At 66.1% G+C, this 17368-nt stretch carries 14 protein-coding genes; 5 read left to right on the forward strand and 9 right to left on the reverse strand.

The features are described 5' to 3' along the window. Positions 1-5: 5 nt before the first annotated feature. On the reverse strand, positions 6-1352 hold the full coding sequence (locus ACEN2S_RS03750) for an alpha,alpha-trehalose-phosphate synthase (UDP-forming) (protein ID WP_441862547.1): 1347 nt from the start codon (positions 1350-1352) through the stop codon (positions 6-8). 1 nt (position 1353) lies between these two features. Then, on the reverse strand, positions 1354-2079 hold the full coding sequence (gene otsB, locus ACEN2S_RS03755; protein WP_441862550.1) for a trehalose-phosphatase: 726 nt from the start codon (positions 2077-2079) through the stop codon (positions 1354-1356). Positions 2080-2178: 99 nt separating this feature from the next. Between otsB and hemH the strand changes: the two genes are divergently transcribed. Beyond that, positions 2179-3237 carry a ferrochelatase gene (gene hemH / locus ACEN2S_RS03760; protein ID WP_441862553.1) on the forward strand — a complete coding sequence of 353 codons (1059 nt, stop codon included), beginning with the start codon at positions 2179-2181 and terminating at the stop codon, positions 3235-3237. Between the two features lie 125 nt (positions 3238-3362). Here hemH and ACEN2S_RS03765 read toward each other — a convergent pair whose 3' ends face one another. Beyond that, entirely contained in the window at positions 3363-3983 is a 621-nt protein-coding gene (locus ACEN2S_RS03765; RefSeq protein ID WP_441862556.1) for a L,D-transpeptidase, read from the reverse strand. A 166-nt stretch (positions 3984-4149) separates the two neighbouring features. Between ACEN2S_RS03765 and ACEN2S_RS03770 the strand changes: the two genes are divergently transcribed. Beyond that, entirely contained in the window at positions 4150-4662 is a 513-nt protein-coding gene (locus ACEN2S_RS03770) for a CAP domain-containing protein (protein ID WP_441862559.1), read from the forward strand. Positions 4663-4841: 179 nt separating this feature from the next. On the opposite strand, the gene ACEN2S_RS03775 is transcribed toward ACEN2S_RS03770, so the two are convergent. The 6 genes from ACEN2S_RS03775 to hslO form a co-directional block, all read right to left on the reverse strand. Further along, the gene (locus ACEN2S_RS03775; RefSeq protein ID WP_441862561.1) at positions 4842-5354 is read right to left on the reverse strand and encodes a L,D-transpeptidase family protein; all 513 of its coding nucleotides are present in this window, start codon (positions 5352-5354) and stop codon (positions 4842-4844) included. Between the two features lie 161 nt (positions 5355-5515). After that, the gene (locus ACEN2S_RS03780; protein ID WP_441862564.1) at positions 5516-6739 is read right to left on the reverse strand and encodes a class I SAM-dependent RNA methyltransferase; all 1224 of its coding nucleotides are present in this window, start codon (positions 6737-6739) and stop codon (positions 5516-5518) included. Positions 6740-6768: 29 nt separating this feature from the next. Continuing rightward, positions 6769-8625, reverse strand: a complete 1857-nt coding sequence (locus tag ACEN2S_RS03785; protein ID WP_441862566.1) for an ABC transporter ATP-binding protein — start codon at positions 8623-8625, stop codon at positions 6769-6771. Between the two features lie 36 nt (positions 8626-8661). After that, a complete protein-coding gene (locus ACEN2S_RS03790; RefSeq protein WP_441862568.1) occupies positions 8662-9852 on the reverse strand; it encodes a CCA tRNA nucleotidyltransferase in 1191 nt (396 codons plus the stop codon). Then, positions 9849-10442, reverse strand: coding sequence for a CoA pyrophosphatase (locus ACEN2S_RS03795; RefSeq protein WP_441862571.1), 594 nt, complete (start codon positions 10440-10442; stop codon positions 9849-9851). Before ACEN2S_RS03795 ends, ACEN2S_RS03790 begins: the two co-directional genes overlap by 4 nt. Further along, complete coding sequence (gene hslO / locus ACEN2S_RS03800; protein WP_441862574.1) at positions 10435-11469, reverse strand: Hsp33 family molecular chaperone HslO; 1035 nt, start codon at positions 11467-11469, stop codon at positions 10435-10437. Before hslO ends, ACEN2S_RS03795 begins: the two co-directional genes overlap by 8 nt. Before the next feature lie 259 nt (positions 11470-11728). On the opposite strand from hslO, the gene ACEN2S_RS03805 reads away from it, so the two are divergent. From ACEN2S_RS03805 to ACEN2S_RS03815, 3 genes are all read left to right on the forward strand, one after another. Then, positions 11729-12085 carry an NUDIX domain-containing protein gene (locus tag ACEN2S_RS03805; RefSeq protein ID WP_441862577.1) on the forward strand — a complete coding sequence of 119 codons (357 nt, stop codon included), beginning with the start codon at positions 11729-11731 and terminating at the stop codon, positions 12083-12085. A gap of 165 nt (positions 12086-12250) precedes the next feature. Continuing rightward, positions 12251-15943 (forward strand): Ig-like domain-containing protein, encoded by a 3693-nt coding sequence (locus tag ACEN2S_RS03810; protein ID WP_441862579.1) that lies wholly within the window; start codon positions 12251-12253, stop codon positions 15941-15943. 10 nt (positions 15944-15953) lie between these two features. Beyond that, a complete protein-coding gene (locus tag ACEN2S_RS03815; protein ID WP_441862582.1) occupies positions 15954-17330 on the forward strand; it encodes a TolC family protein in 1377 nt (458 codons plus the stop codon). Positions 17331-17368 lie beyond the last annotated feature (38 nt).

Below are 17368 nucleotides of genomic sequence, written 5' to 3' on the forward strand. Positions count from 1 at the left end.
GGGCCTCAGCCCAGCGCCGTCAGAAATCCCTTTGACCACCAATGCACGTCATGCGCCACCAGCCCGGCCATCAGCGCGCTGTGCCGCTCGATCCGTTCGCGCTGCGACATGGCAAGCGCGGTCAGCATGGTGGTGGCCATCTGCTCAATGTCATGCGGGTTGATGATCAGCGCCTCGGGCATCTGCTCGGCGGCGCCTGCGAATTGCGACAGGATCAGCACACCCGGATCCTCGGGGTTCTGCGCCGCCACGAATTCCTTGGCCACGAGGTTCATCCCGTCCATCAGCGGCGTCACCAGCGCGACATCCGCCGCGCGGTAAAGCCCGGCCAACATCTCGCGCGGGACGGCGCGGTGGATATAGCGGATGGGATTCCAGCTGATATCGGCATGGGTGCCGTTGATCGAACCCGCCAGATGCTCCAGCTCCGCCCGGATATCGTCATAGGCCTGCACCCCCTCACGCGTCGGCGGTGAGATCTGCAACAGCGAGACATGTCGGTGCCAATCCTCATGCCGGTCGAGAAACTCGCCAAAGGCGCGGAAGCGTTGCGGCACGCCTTTGGAATAGTCCAGCCGGTCCACCCCGATCATCAGCCGCCGGTCGGCCTTGACGATGCCGGGCGGGAGTTTGTCGAATTCGACCTCGGCCAGGTTCTGAAATTCTGTCGCGTCGATGGCAATCGGGAAGGTGGCAATGCGCACCTGCCGCGCGCCCATGCGGGCGATCCCACCCGCCAGCTCGGTACCGCCGCCGAGTTCCACCATGGCGGCCAAAGCATTGCGGGTGTCGCGCTCGGCCTGCAGCCCCACAAGGTCATAGGCGGCCAGCCAGAAGCAAATCTCCTCACCATTCGGCAGTGCCTGCATGGCAAGCGGCGTCGGGAAGGGCGTGTGCAGGAAAAAGCCGATGCGGTTGGTGACGCCCAGATTGCGCAGCTCATGCGCCAGCGGGATCAGGTGGAAATCATGCACCCAGATCCGGTCATCGGGACGCAGGATCGCCACCAGCATCCGCGCGATGCGGCGGTTCACCGATTTATAGGCGGCCAGAAACTCGCTGCGGATGTCCATCAGATCGGTGCGGCCGTGAAACAGCGGCCAGAGCACCGAATTGGCGCAGCCCGCGTAATATTCCTCATTCTCCTGCGGCGAGAGGTCAAAGATCATCCGCGCGAAGGGGCCGCCCTCGACCGGGCGCAACGCCTCGACCGGGTCTTCGACCGGCTCGCCCGAGGAGCCGATCCAGAGACCACCGGTTTCGGTCAGCGCATCTTCGAGCGCCACCACCAGCCCGCCCGAGGGGTTGGGGCCAAGCGGGATGCGGTTCGACAGACAAATCAGCCGCGCCATGTCAGTGCCCCTTCACGGCTGCGGCCAGCCAGGCCAGAACGTCTGTGGGGGTGGCAAGATGGTGCCTTGTGGCGGTCTCACCCTCGCCGATCTTGATGCCGGTGCCGCCCTGCGCATTGGCCCAGACGATCGCCGGCTCATCAGTGGTGTCATCCCCGAGGTAATAGGGATGCCGCCCCGCGAAGGGCGCCTCGGCCGATAAAAGCGCCAGCGCCGCGTCTTTCGACGCCCCGGCGGGGCGCAATTCCACCGCCATTTTCGCGCGTTGCAGGCCATAGCCGGGCGAACGGCGGGCGAGGGTGCTGGCGAAGTCCAGCACTTTGCTCTCCGCTTCCGGACGCTCGCGGTAGTGCAGGGCACCGCCGTGCGATTTGGGTTCAAAATGCAGCCCCTCGGCGGTCGCAAACACGGCAAGCTCGGTCTGCAAGCGGCCAAGGTTCGGCGGCGGCGGCGAGTCATGGCCGCGACGCTCGCCCCCGTGGCTGCCGATCATCTCACCGGGAAAGCCGGGCAAGAAGGCCTCCAGCACATCCACCCCGCGCCCCGAGACAATCGCCAGCGCCCCCCCGGTGGCTTTGTGCACTGCCGTCAGCAGCGGCATCAGGCCGTCGGGCACGATCACCGCTTCGGGGCGTGCGGCGATGTCAACGAGCGTACCGTCGAAATCGAGGTAGAGCGCGGCGCGGCGCAGGTCGGGCGGCGGCGGGGGGGCAATAAAGGTCTTCACGATGTCCAGTTTGCTTGCAAGGTGAGATTGACGCAGGGAGAAAACGCGTTAACTCGGGCATGGGTTCCCCGTATTCCCCGAAAATGATCAGGAAATGACATGACTGCCGCCGAAGTAAGCACCGCGCGCCCCCCGCATGCCGCCGCCGACCACCCCGCTCTGCCCAAGGCCAAGGTCGGGATTCTTCTGGCCAATCTGGGCACGCCGGATGGCTATGACTATTGGTCGATGCGGCGCTATCTGAACGAGTTCCTCTCGGACCGTCGGGTGGTGGACCTGCCGCGCTACCTCTGGCAGCCGCTGTTGCAGCTGGTGATCCTGACCCGGCGGCCCTTTGCCTCAGGGGCGAATTACAAATCGATCTGGAACCACGAGGCCAATGAAAGCCCGCTGCTGACCATCACCAAGGATCAGGTGGCGGCTCTGCGCGCGGCAGCCACGGCGCAATGGGGTGACCGGGTGATGGTGGATTTCTGCATGCGCTACGGCAACCCGTCCACCCAAAGCGTGGTGGACCGGATGGTGGCGGCGGGCTGCGACCGCATCCTGTTCTTCCCGCTCTATCCGCAATATGCCGGGCCGACGACCGCCACCGCGAATGACCAGTTCTTCCGCGCGCTGCAAAACACCAAGCGGCAGCCCGCCAGCCGCACCGTCGCGGAATATTTCGAGCGGCCGGGCTATATCGACGCGCTGGCCGCATCGGTGGAGCGGGCCTATGCCGGGCTTGCGGTGCGGCCCGATGCGCTGGTGGCCAGCTATCACGGCATGCCGAAGCGTTATCTGCTGGAGGGTGACCCCTATCACTGCCAGTGCCAGAAGACCTCGCGCCTCTTGCGTGAGCGGTTGGGCTGGGCGCCGGGGCAGATCATCACCACCTTCCAGTCGGTGTTTGGCCGCGAAGAATGGCTCAAGCCCTATACGGTCGAGCATGTGGCCGAGCTGGCGCGGCAGGGGAAAAAGAACATCGCGGTGATTTCGCCCGCCTTCAGCGCCGATTGCATCGAGACGCTGGAAGAGATCAACGGCGAGATCCGCGAGGCCTTCCTGCATGCGGGCGGCGAGAGCTTCACCTATATTCCCTGCCTCAACGACGATCCCGCCCATATCGGCGCGCTGATGGAGGTGATCGGCGAAAACCTGACCGGCTGGGTTTGAGCCCCGGGGGCATGCGGTGCGAGGGTATCGAACCCTCTTGCGCCGCACTGCCGTGGACATGTGGCGATGGCATGCGAAAAGGGCGGGGAAATCCCCGCCCTTTGTGTGTTGTGACCGTTGCGATCCTAGATCAGCAGCACCTGCGTGCCGACCGTGGTCAGCCCGAACAGCTCCTGGATATGTTCGTTGTACAGGCCGATGCAGCCGTTCGAGGATTTGCGGCCGATCTTGCGCGTGTCATGCGTGCCGTGGATGCGGTAATACTGCCACGACAGATAAAGCGCATGGGTACCAAGCGGATTGTCCGGCCCGGCGGGCACGAAGGCCGGCCATTCGGGGTTACGCTCGCGCATCGCGGGCGTCGGCGACCAGGTCGGGCCGACCACTTTCTTGATCACTTCGGTGCGGCCCTTGCGCGTCAGGTCGGAGGAAACCGGCACCGAGGTCGGGTAGAGCTTGTAGACCGAGCGGTCTTCGTTCCAGAAATGCAGCGCCCGCGAGGTGATGTCGACCAGGATCACACCGTTCTTGGTGTTGTCGAAATAGGGCTGCCAGTCCAGCGCACGGAAGCTCGAGATGTTGCGGCGCATGTTGGTATAGGCGTTGTCTTCGGTCTGCGTGCCCGAATCATAGACCGTCTGCGCCAAGGCGGGCGCGGCGAGGCTGACGCCCAGACCTGCGCCCAAAAGCGCGGTGCTGGCAATGAAATGCCGACGGTTCGGCCCCGTTTTGCGCGCGTTGCTCATCTTCTTCTCCAAATGCCGATGCCCGATGCGATTTTCCCTCCCTTATTGCGACAATGCCGCAGGCGCAAATCAAACTGCTGTCATCGCGCTGTTTCACGAAACTGTGGGTTTGCCCCGAGGGGGTCTTGCCTGTAAAGGTCGGGCCGACCTGATCCGGATATCTGACATGACACGCCTCAAAGGCCTTCTTTTTCTTTCTGCGCTGGCCCTTGCGGGCTGCCAGAGCCCCGAGCCGCCGCAACTGGGCCCCGATGGCAAGCCCCTGCCGCAACTCTACCGTATCAAGCCCTCCGATGAGGCGCGGATCACCGAAGGCATGCTGGCTTCGGTCAACGCGCTGCGCGCCGCCGCAGGCGATGGCCCGCTGGCGCTGAACCCGCAGCTGAGTGCCGCCGCCGAGATCCATTCGCGCGATATGGCCGCGCAGAACCGCCCCTGGCACTTTGGCTCGGACGGCTCCTCGCCGCTCGCGCGGGCGCAGAAGGCGGGCTACATGGGCCATGTGAAGGGCGAGAATATCGCCGAGACCTATGAGACCGAAGGCGAAACCCTCGCCGCCTGGATGGACACGCCCGACACCCGCGCAGTGGTGCTGAGCCCGGAGGCGACGGACCTGGGCTTTGACTGGTATCAGGAACCGAGCGGCAAGATCTGGTGGACGCTGATCACCGGCGGCTGAGACCGGCGGTCCGGGCCTCGCCCGCGGCCCTTTCGCCTGATCCGCCGCCCCTTCGCCTGATCCATTGAAAAAGCCCCGGAAATTCCGGGGCTTTTTGCATTCGGTCTTTGCTGCAGGATCCGTGTGGATCTGTGACTTTGGCCTGTCACCGACAGGGGCCCGTCACGGATATCAGCCTGTCACGGATAGATGAACACCGGGGTGCCCAGCGGCACTTTCGAGAAGATCTCTTCGATCTCCTCGTCGGTCACGGCAATGCAGCCTGCGGTCCAATCGGGATTGCGGCCCTTTTTCCCATCGGCTTCGCCATGGATGAAGATGTCGCCGCCCGGCTTTTTGCCGATGGATTCGGCATTCGCCACATCTTGCGGATTGGGATAGGAGATCCGCAGGCTCAGATGGTAGCTGCTGCGCGTGTTGAGATAGTCGATGTAATAGAGCCCCTCGGGCGTTCTGCCATCGCCTTCATAGCGCTTCGGCCCCACCGGATTGCCGCCCAGCGCCACCTTGTATTTGCCCACGACAGCCTGTTCCGAGAACAGGTACATCATGCGGCGTTCCTTGTAGATTTGAATTTGCGTGATCGGCGGCCCGTCGTAACGGGGCAGACGGATCAGCTCCTCTCCCCGCCGAAAGCAGGCAGACAAGAGCGAAAGGCCCGCGAGGCCAAGGAAGCTGCGTCGGAAAATCATGGAGGAGGCCTGTAAGGTACTGCGTTTATTATTGCCCCTCTTTTACGTCAAAATCGCTGTGCTGCCTAGCGCCCCTGAAGGCCGCAACGCGCGCTGTGACCCGCTTTGCGGTCACGGAACCGTTATCGGGGGCAGCAGAACCGCGCGCGCTGCGTGTTGGCTCAGCCGCGCGAGAATCGCGCCATCAGCTCGACATGCACCGACCAGCGGAACTGATCGACCACTTGCACCCAGTCGAGCCGGTAGCCCGCCGCGATCAGCGCCCGCGCATCGCGGGCGAAAGTGACCGGATTGCACGAGACATGCGCGATCACCGGCACCCGGCTTTGGGCCAGTTCGGCCACCTGTGCGGCCGCACCCGCGCGCGGCGGGTCGATGACCACCGCGTCAAAGCGCGCCAGCTCATCGGGCAAAAGCGGGCGGCGGAAGAGGTCGCGCACCTCGGAACTCAGCCGCTTCAGTCCCGGCGTGCCGCGCCAGGCGGCGTCGAGCGCGGCGATCATCGCGGTCTCTCCCTCCACCGCATGCACTTCGGCCTCGCTGGCCAGCGGCAGCGCAAAGGTGCCCGAACCCGCAAAGAGATCGGCGATGCGCCCCGCGCCCGAGACCGCCTCGCGCACGAGAGAGAGAAGCGCGGCTTCGCCCTCGGCCGTTGCCTGCAAAAACGCGCCCGAGGGCGGGGTGACGCGGGCCGCGCCAAAGCGTTGGGTGGCCGGACGGCGCTGGGCAATCGCTTCGCCGTTATAGCTCAGCCCCGCCAGATCGGCGCGCGTCGCCAGTTTCACCAGCGCCTGAATGAGATCGGCATCCGCCTCTTTGCCGCCCTTGCAGCTGACATCGGGGCCCGCTTCGGAGAGGGTTACGGTAAAGGACATCTCGCCCTTGCGGCTGTTGCCGAGCTGCGTCGCCTCGCGCAAAGCGGGCATCACCGACATGAGTTCGGGGCGCAGGATCAGGCAGCCCGGCACCTCGACCACCGTGTCGCTGCCGCGCGCGTGAAAGCCCAAAAGCACGCCCTTTTTCGTCCGCCGTCCGGAAAACACCGCCCGGCGGCGCGAGTGCAGGGGCGAGGTGTCGATGCCGCGGATCTCGGCTTCGATGCCCTGCGCGTGCAGCGCCTGCCGTACCGCCGTCTGTTTCCAGCCCGCCACGAAAGCATCCGAGCCGTGCTGCAACTGACAGCCGCCACAGGACCGGTAATGCGGGCAGGGCGGGCGTACGCGGTCGGCGCTGGGGGTCAAGATCTTCGGGGCGGCGATGCGCCCTTCGCTGATCTCGCCGGTGACCACTTCGCCGGGCAGGGCCATCGGCACATAGACCGGACCATCCGTCCCGCGTGCCACGCCATCCCCCTGCAGGGTCAACCGCTGAACCGTCAGCTCCATCTTGCGCTCCCGAAACCGCCGGCCTCCGCCTATTCGGCGGCCAGCTCTTCGGCTGCCTTATCATCATCGGTGCCGATGAATCCACCCGACTGCCGGTTCCAATAGCGGGCATAAAGGCCGTTCTGCGCCAAAAGATCGTCATGGCTGCCCATCTCGACGATGCGGCCTGCCTCCATCACCACGATCCGGTCCATTTCCGCGATGGTCGAGAGGCGGTGCGCGATGGCCAGCACCGTCTTGCCCTCCATCACCCTGAGCAGCGCCTCCTGAATCTGCGCCTCCACCTCACTGTCGAGCGCCGAGGTCGCCTCATCCAGCACCAGCACCGGCGCATCCTTCAGGAAGGCGCGGGCCAGCGCGATCCGCTGCCGCTGCCCGCCCGAGAGTTTCACCCCCCGCTCGCCCAGATGCGCGTCATAGCCTTTGCGGCCCATGTGATCTTCGAGCTTCAGGATGAACTCATGGGCTTCGGCGGCGCGGGCGGCGGCGATCACCTCCTCCATCGTCGCTTCCGGGCGGCCATAGAGGATGTTGTCGCGGGCCGAGCGGTTAAACATCGCGGTTTCCTGCGTGACCATGCCGATCTGTTGGCGCAAGGATTGCTGCGTCACGTCGCGCAGATCGTGGCCGTCCAGCGTGATCCGCCCCTTTTCCGTGTCGTAGAGCCGCAGCAGCAGCGCCACCAGCGTCGATTTCCCGGCCCCCGAGGCACCGACAATCCCCAGCCGTTCACCGGGGGCGATGCTCAGGTTGATATGCTCGACCCCGCCGGTTTTGCGGCCATAGGCAAAGCCCACATCCTCAAAGGCCAGCGCGCCCTGCGCCCGTCCGAGCACCCGCGCACCGCTGCGGTCGGTCAGCTCGTGCGGCGGGGTCAGGGTGTTCATCCCGTCCTCGACCTCGCCGATCGATCCCCAGAGGCTCATCAGCGACATCGAGACCCAGCCGGTCATCTGCGCGATGCGGATGGCGATGGCCCCGGCGGCGGCAATGTCGCCCTCGCTCGCCGATCCCGATTGCCAGGCCAAGAGCGCGCCGCCCACCAGCACCACCGGCAGCACCCCGGCGAGGGTGGTCAGCGCAAAGCGGAAGGTGGAGGAGATCACGCCAAAGGACAGCGCCCTTTCACGAAAGCCCATCATCGCATTCAGCGCGGCGCGGTCCTCATGCTCAGCCGAGGCAAAGAGTTTCACGGTTTTGATGTTGGTGATCGTGTCGACCACCTGTCCGGTGACCATGGCGCGGGCGGAAGCGCGGGCGGCGGATTTCGTCCGCACGCGCGGCAGAAAGGCGCGGATCAGCCCGATATAGGTCACCAGCCAGACCCCGAGTGCCACGGCGGCCCAGGTGTCGATGGACAGCAGGAACAGGACCGAGCCGATGATCGAGGCCAGCGAAAAGGCCACGGTGTTGATCACTTCGCTGGCGACATCGGTGACGGCGCGGGCGGTCTGCATCTGCTTTTGCGCGATGCGTCCGGCAAAATCATTGTCAAAGAAGGTGATCGACTGCCCCATCGTCCAGCGGTGCAGTTTTGAGAGCACCAGCGGCAGCACATTGGGGTTGATGATGATGTTGGAGGCGGCAGAGGAAGCACCAAAGACCAGCGGCCGCAGGATCAGATAGAACCCCGCAAAGGCGGCGATCAGCAGCCCATGTTCCTGAAAGATCTGCCCCGGGCTGGCGGAAAGGGCCGCGTCGACCACCCAGCCGAGGAGGAGCGCCGAGATGACTTCAAGCGAGCCGGTGAGGGCCGAGAGCACCCCCGCGCCAAACAGCGCAGGCCAGGCGCCGCGCAACGCCCAGACGAAAAAGGCACCAAGGCGGTTGGGCGGGGCGCTCTCCGCCGGGCGGAACGCATCGATCAGGCGGTTCATTTTGTTCATGCCTGAGATATAGGCCGCGCCCCCCCTTTGGGAAAGTCACCTTGCGGCGAGAAGTTCGGTGCGTGAGAGCACAAAGCCCGAGGCAATCCAGCGCGCTTCCAGCGCTTTCAGCGCCGCCCCCAGCGCAGGGCCGCCGAGATCGGGCATCAGATCGGCGGCGGAAACCGGGAATTTTGCCGCAGCCCCCCGCGCCACCTCCGCCTGCCAGTCCGGCGGCAGCGGGCTTTCCAGCACGGCCGCGCGCGCCAGAAGGGCATCCGTGGCCAGCACCGCGCCCAGCCGGTAGCCGAGCGTGGCGGCGCTGTCCGGGGCGCCGATGGCGTCGCGCAGGTCCTCGATCTGCCGGGCCTCGTCGCGTGACAGGCGCAGCGTCGCCGTCAGATCGGCGCCGCCCAGCACCGCCAGCCGCCGTTGCCAGCGCGGGGCCTGTCCCGCCTCAAGATGCACCAAAGGGGCCAGCGCCCTTGCTTCGGCCCCCGGCAGGGTCCGCATCAGCACACCGCTGGCCGCCATTGCGGCCACCGCCGGTGCGGGGTCGGGCGCGGCGAGGAGTTTGCGCATCTCGGCCCCCACCCGCTCGCGCGAGAGGGTCTCGATCCCCTCGGCCCCGGCAGCGCAGGCGGCCAGCCCCTCGGCATCGGGGCCTTCCGCGGGGTCGGCATACCAGGCGGTGAAGCGGAAAAAGCGCAGGATGCGCAGGTAATCCTCGGCGATGCGCTGATCGGCATCGCCCACAAAGCGCAGGTGACGGGCGGCAAGATCGTCCAGCCCGGAGCCCAGGGGGTCAAGCACGCGGCCCCCGGCATCCGCATAGAGCGCGTTCATGGTGAAATCGCGGCGGGCGGCATCCTCCTCGATCCGGGTGGAAAAGGCGACGGTGGCGTGCCGCCCGGTGGTTTCCACATCGCGGCGGAAGGTGGTCACCTCATGCGGGATGCCCGCCACCAGCACGGTGACGGTGCCATGTTCGATGCCGGTGGGGACAACCTTCAGTCCCGCCGCTCCGGCCAGCGCCGTCACCCGCTCGGGCAGCGCATCGGTGGCAATGTCGACATCCGAGACCCCGGTGCCCAAAAGCGCATTGCGCACGCAGCCGCCGACCAGATAGGCCTGATGCCCGGCGGTGTTCAGCAGTCCCAGCACCTGCTGCACCCCCGGCGCGCTCAGCCATGCCCCGGAAAGGGGGGCACTGCTTTGCGGTGATCCGGTAAGGGGGGCGCGGCTCATGTCATACGGTCCGCGAGGCTGCGCAGGATGCGCGCGGTGGCGCCCCAGATGTAATAGGGGCCGAAAGGCACCGTATAATAGCGCCGCGTCGTGCCCAGCCAGCGCCGCCCCTCGATGCTGTAGCGCGCGGGATCGGTCACATGGCGCAGCGGCACCGAAAACACCTCGGCTACCTCGCCCGCTTCCGGGATCGGGCGAAACGGCGCGCGGATCCGCGCCAGCACCGGCGTCACCACATAGCTCGTCACCGTCTCATGCGGCTCCATCACCCCCAGCACCTCGACATTGGCCGGATCCAGCGCCACCTCTTCGCGCGCCTCGCGCAGGGCGGCGGCAATCGGGTCGGCATCCTCGGGATCAACCTTGCCGCCGGGAAAGGCGATCTGTCCCGGATGATGGCGCAGATGCGAGGCGCGTTTGGTCAGCAAAAGGCTCAGCCCCTCGGGCCGCTCTTCAAAGGCGACCAGCACCCCCGCCGCCCGCAGCTGTCGCCCTTCGGGCAGGGCGATGCCGGGGTTGAGGTCGTAATCGGAGGAGGGCCGCCCCGGTCTGGCCAGCGCGGCGCGGATCGGGGCGAAAGCGTCAGCCATGGCTTTTGGCATCCGCTTTTGGTGGCAGGGGATTGCCCTCTGCATCCACCTCGGCCTCAAAGCCCAGCGACTTCGGGTCAAAGGCATAATGACGGCCGCAGAACTGGCAATCGGCGGTCACCGTGCCGTCCGGCGTGGTCATCGTGCGGATGTCCTTGGCCGAATAGATCGCCAGCGAGCCGCGCACCTTGTCTTCCGAGCAGGTGCAGCCAAACTCGATCCGCTGCGGGTCAAAGACCCGCGGGCCTTCCTCATGAAAGAGCCGCACCAGAAGGTCGGTCGGATGCACGGTGGGGCCGATCAGCTCCAGCTCTTCGACCGTATCCAGCAGCACATTGGCGCGGTTCCAGTTCTCACCCTCTTCGCCGTCCAGAATGTCCTGCGGCTGCAACAGACCGGCCTCGCCCGAGCCTTCCTGCGCGGCGGCAAAGGGTGAGGCTTTGGGCATGGTTTGCAGCATCACGCCCCCGGCGCGCCATTGCTCCGAGCGGCCCGGCATCAGCGAGCGGCCATAGGACAATGCGAATCGCGTCGGCAGCTGCTCGGATTGCGCGAAATAGGCCTCGGCGCAGGAGGAGAGCGAGCCGCCCGCGAGGGGGGTGATGCCCTGATAGGGAAGGTTCCCCTCGCCCTGATCGATCAGCACGGCGAAATAGCCCTGACCGATCTGCTCAAAGCCCGGGCCTTCAGCGTCGATGCGCTCTTTATCATAGCTTGCCCAGCCGCGGATGCGCGCCGGGGAACCGTCTTCGCCGGGGCCATAATAATCGGTGGCGATGATGCGGATCGGGCCGTTGCCCCTGATTTGCAGGGACAATTTCCAGCGCAGCTTGATGGACTGGCCGATCAGCGCGGTCAGCAGGGCGGCTTCGGCCACCAGAGCTTCGACAACGGCGGGGTAACTGTGCTGGGCCAGCACCTGCTCCAATACGCCATCCAGCCGCGCGACGCGGCCGCGGATGTCCGAGCGGTCGAGTTGAAAAGGCAGGACGGTATCGTCCCAGGCGATCTGAGAAAGCGTGGTCATCTGGGTTCCTTGGGGCATTCAGGGCGGCAACGGCGGCCGGGGGGAGGAGACTATTGGCAGATTTACCATCTTCGGGGTTTTTGCGACCCCAGAATTTTGAGGCTCCCCAAGTCGGGCATACCGCGCCTATATAGGTGCCGCAACCGCACACCCAAGGGGCAAACTCAGGATGCGCAGATTTGGTGAGCCGCCGGTCCGGGGGCAGAGGTACATCCTTCGGCCCGGGGCCTATGCCGTCTTGACGCGGGCGGGCGAGGTCTTGCTGACCCATCAAAGCGCACCGGTGCCGGAATTTCAGCTGCCCGGCGGCGGCATTGATCGCGGCGAAAGTGCCGCGCAGGCGCTGCACCGCGAAGTGTTTGAGGAAACGGGCTGGGCGATTGCGCGCCCGCGCTATCTGGGGGCCTATCGCCGCTTCACCTTCATGCCGGAATATGACCGCTGGGCCGAGAAGATCTGCACCATCTGGCATGCCCGTCCGGTGCTGCGGCGCGGCCCGCCGCGCGAGTCGGGGCATACTGCGGTCTGGATGAGTCCGGAAGCGGCGCTTGAAAATCTGGCGAATGCCGGGGATTCGTGCTTTTTGCGTGATTTTCTGCGACACGGCGCCGCCTGAGCGCCGCTTTTCACGACTCCGCGCCGCGACATTTCCGACACATCATACTTACGGACTTAATGGCGCTCACCTAAGTCCTAGCAATTGTGGCACAAATGCGTTAATTCTGGGGCAGCAGTTAAAAAAGTTGGCCAAAGGCCACGGTTTATGAGGCGGAGTAGTTTCATGGTAAAGTCGGTAGACTTTGCCGTTCGCAATGTTGCGGGCGGTGTGTCGCGTGGTACCGTTTCGGGTGATGGGGCAAGTGATTTTGTTCTGATCGGCTCTGGAGACGAGATATCCCTCAATCTCAGACAGTCAAATATTCTTAAATATGAACGCGATGGCTCTGATCTGGTGGTCGAGCTGGTCGATGGCCGCAAGATCACGCTGTCCGGCTTTTTTGACGCTGCGGGTGGTGAAGAGAACAAGCTCTTCCTGAGCGCCGACGGCGAGATCGCGCAAGTGACGCTGGAGAGCGGCTCTGAAGGCGTGATCTATGCGGATTATCATGCGGTGAGCGGCAGCGGCCCGGAAAAATGGGGCCCCTATGATCAGCTGACCTTCGTTCTGGGCGATGAGATTATCGCACCTGCGGGCAGTGAAGATACCACCGGCATGGCGATGTTTGCGCCGCTGTTGGGCGGGTCGGGGCTTTGGGGTGCCGGTGCGGCTGTCGCGGGCGCGGGCGTTATTGCCGGCAGCGGTGGTGGCGGCGGTGGCGGTGGCGGTACGGACACGACGCCGGGCGGCGGTGGTACGGACACCACGCCGGGCGGCGGCGGCACGGATACCACGCCGGGCGGCGGCGGTACGGATACCACGCCGGGCGGCGGCGGCACGGACACGACGCCGGGCGGCGGTGGCACGGACACCACGCCGGGCGGCGGCGGCACGGATACCACGCCGGGCGGCGGCACGGATACCACGCCGGGCGGCGGTGGCACGGACACGACGCCGGGCGGCGGTGGCACGGACACGACGCCGGGCGGCGGTGGCACGGATACCACGCCGGGCGGCGGTGGCACGGACACGACGCCGGGCGGCGGCGGTACGGACACCACGCCGGGCGGCGGCGGTACGGACACCACGCCGGGCGGCGGCGGTACGGACACCACGCCGGGTGGCGGTGGCACGGATACCACGCCGGGCGGCGGCGGTACGGACACCACGCCGGGTGGCGGTGGCACCGACACCACGCCGGGCGGCGGCGGTACGGATACCACGCCGGGTGGCGGTGGCACCGACACCACGCCGGGCGGCGGTGGCGTCCCGATTGTGCCGACAGTGGACAACCCCAACAATGACACCACGCTGACCACCAACACCGTTGATCCGCATGCCGCGGTGACCGGCACCGGCGAGCCGGGCTCGACCGTGGTGGTGACCATCGGCGATCAGACCGAAACCACCACCATTGGTGAAGACGGCACCTGGGGCGTCGATTTCGACAGTTCCGAACTGCCGGCCGATGGCGATTACTCTTCGGTTGTCGTGGTGACGGCGCCGGATGGCACGGTGACCAATCTGGACGGTCCCGATTTCCTGATCGACATGACCCCGCCGGATGTGGCGGTGACCGAAGGCACGAATTCGGTTGGCGATCTCGAGAACCAGGCCGATTACGTTGATGGCGTCACCATTGGCGGCACCGGCGAGGCCGGGGCGACCGTGGCGGTGACTGTGCTGGGCAGCACGCAGACCACCACCGTTGCGGCGGATGGCAGCTGGAGCGTGACCTTCCCGCAGGCCGAGGTTCCGGGGGGCGAATATTCGACCGGGGTGACCGTGGTCGCCACCGATCCCTTGGGCAACACCACCACGGTGACCGATACTTTGGTGGTGGATACCGTCCCCTCGGCGATCACCTTCAACCCGGTGGCCAGCGATGACATCGTCAACAAGGCCGAGCATGACGCCAGCTTCACCGTCAGCGGCACGTCGGTCGCAGGTTCGACCATCGCGGTGACGCTGGAGGGGGTGACCCATTCCACCACCGTGGCCGCCGATGGCAGCTGGAGCGTGACCTATGCCGCCGCCGAGATCCCCTCGGGCGAATATGTCTCGACCGTCAGCGCCACCACCACCGATCCGGCGGGCAACACGCTGACCGAAACCCATGCGATCCGCGTGGATACGGCCGGGCATGTCGCCTTCTCGGGCGACATGGTTGCGGGCAATGATCTGGTCAACGGCAGCGAGGCCGCTTCGGGCGTGACCTTCACCGGCAGCTCCGAGCCCGGCTCGAGCGTGGCGGTGCAGGTGGGCGGCGTCAGCCATAATGCCACGGTTGCGGCCGATGGCAGCTGGACGGTGACCTTCGGTGCGGGCGAAATCGCCGGGGGCACCTATACCGGCACCGCGGTCGCCGTGGCGACCGATGCCGCAGGCAACATGAGCACGGCGACCCGCGATTTTGCCGTGGACACCACCAATACGGTGACCATGCCGAATGGTCAGGTGGGGGGCGATGACATCGTCTCGAACCTCGAGCGGTCGGGCGGCGTGACGCTGACCGGGACGGCGGATGCCGGTTCCTCGGTGGCGGTGACCTTCCAGGGCACCACGCGCACGGTGACGGCGGATGCCAGCGGCAACTGGAGCGCGGGGTATTCCAGCGCCACCATCGCACGCGGCACCTATGACAGCACGGTCACCGTGACGGCGACCGATCCGAACGGCAACGTCGGCACGACCAGCCATGTGATCCATGTCGATACCGAAGTGCGTGATCTGACGCATGGCACCGCGACGCCGGGCGTCGATGGTGTGGTCAACAAAGCCGAGGAGGCGGGCGGCCTCGTGGTCACCGGCACGGTGGAAGCCGGGTCTGCGGTGATGGTCGCCCTGTCGAACGGCGCCAGCGTGGCGGCAACCGTCACCGGCAGCACCTGGACGGCGACCATCCCGGCGGGCAGCCTGCCCGCCACGGAAACCACGCTGACGCTGAGCGTCTCGGCCACCGATGCGGTGGGCAATACCGCGACGCAAAGCTCTTCGGTGGTGTTTGACCCGGTGGTGCGCAACTTCACGCAAGTGGGGGCGATTGCGTCCGACAATATGGTGAACATCAACGAAGCCAGCGCCGGTTTCCAGATCGGCGGCACGGTCGAGGCGGGCGCCACGGTCGAGGTGACGCTGGCCAATGGCGCGCATACGCAGGCGACGGCGGGCAGCGATGGCCTGTGGTCGGTGACCTTCCACACCGCCGATCTTCCGGCGGGCGAGGGCAACATGACCTATACCGCCGTGGCCACCGATGTGGCGGGCAACCATGCCAGCCAGACCGGCAGCTTTGCCTATGATCTGGTCGCGCCGGATTCGCCCGATATCGTGGCCTTCACCCGCGATGCCTCGGCCTTGCGCGGCATCCGTGTGGACATTGACGACGATGTCACCGCGGTGCATGCGGTCAATGCGGCGGGCACGGTGAGCAACATCACCTTCGCCGAAGTGGACATCCCCTTCTCGGGCGAGACGGTGATCGACTTTGGCCAGAACATGCCCAACGGCTCGTATCTGGTCGTGTCCTCGGAAGATGCCGCGCATAACGAAAGCGCCACGCTCTTGATCGTCGACAACACTTCGGCGGTGAATGTGGATCTGTCGCGGGCCGGGCTGGATCACTTCGATTTCGGCACCATCGACCTGACCTTTGCCCCCGATGCGCATCTGACCATCACCGAGGCACAGATCCGGGCGATCACCGATGACAACAACACCATCACCATCACCGGCGATGCGGCGGATTCGGTGACCATGTTGGGGGCGCAGGATACCGGGGAAAACACCGTGGTCGATGGCCATGCGGTCAGCATCTACACCCTCGGCGACACCCATATCCTGCTGGATGACACCATCACCCATGTAACCATCTGAGGAGGCCGGCATGGGAGGCTGGTCCGCTTCAAGGGGTTTACCCGCCTCGGCCGCGCCCCTTGCGCGGCCGGGCCGGGGCAAGATGGGGCCGCGTCGGGTATTGCTCGGCGCGGGCAGCGCCCTCATGCTGCTGGCGGGCTGCATGCAGCCGTTGGGGCTGACCAGCCGGTCGGCCTTTTCGGATGCAGGCGCGCCCCAGGGCCGCGTGGCGCGGCAGGATCAGGCGGCGCAGGCCTCGGACCTGATCGCGGATCTTCAGGCGCGCCGGACGGTGCTGCCGCCGCAGGGGCCGTTCCGCACGGTGGCCAATTCGGTGCTCGCGGGCTCTGCCAGCGCGGCCGAGGCGGATTTGCGGGTGGCGCGGCTGACCGCCAAGGCGCAGTCGAAGAACTGGCTGCCGACGGTGGGGCCCAATCTCAGCCTCTCCAGTCTTGGAAGCGTGGCGAGCAGCCTGTTGATCGATCAGGTGCTGTTCGACAATGGCCGCAAAAAGGCCGAGCGGGCCTATGCGGCGGCCGATGTCGAGGTGGCCGCCGTCGGCCTGTCGCAGGAAATGAACGACCGGGTGTTTACCGGGCTGCAGCTCTACATCACCGCGTTGAAAGCCCGCGATCAGGCGGGCAGCGACATGGCGGCGGTGACCCGGATGCAGGAATACAACCGCATCATGGGCGAGCGGGTGAAGGGCGGCATGTCCGACGAATCCGAAGCCCGGGTGATCCGGCAAAAGCTGGCCGAGATGCAGGCGCGGCAAGGCACGGACAATGATGCCGCCACGCTGGCGCGCAATCAGCTGAACGCGATGGCGGGCTGGCCGCTGGATCAGGTGGCGGGCCTCGATGAGATCACCATCCCGGTCGCTGCCCCCGATCCGCTGGCGGTCAAGATGGCCGAGAGCGAGGGCGCGCGCGCGGTGGCGCAGGCCAGGATCACCCGTGCGGCCTATCTGCCCGGTGCCTCGGCGCAGGCGGGCGTCGGCAAGGGCAAACCCACGTTGGGGCTGGTGATCGGGGCGGAGCAGATGCTGGGGCTGGGCACGCTCGACACGCTGGCGGCGCTGGACGCCAGCCAGGAGGCGGCGGATGCGCGGGCGAAAGTGGCCCGGGAAGAGGCGGACCGCGCCATTGGCACTTTGCAGGGCAAACTGACCGCGCTGATGGCGCAGCAGGCGCGCAGCACGGATGTGACCGGGCAGACCGCCTCCAGCCTCGACATGTTCACCGAGCAATACCGCGCCGGGCGCCGGACCCTGATGGAGCTGGTGACGATGTATGAGACCTATGCCCAGATGCAGCGCGACGAGATCGGGCTGAAATATGACATTGCGCTGATAAAGCTGGAAATCGCCCGGCAGCGCGGTCTACTAGTGGATGGCGCGTCGATCTGATCGACGCAAGATGTAGTGTTTTTGGGGTAACGGAGCGC

It is taken from the genome of Phaeovulum sp. W22_SRMD_FR3 (assembly GCF_052113705.1).
Classification (GTDB): domain Bacteria; phylum Pseudomonadota; class Alphaproteobacteria; order Rhodobacterales; family Rhodobacteraceae; genus JBGQOG01.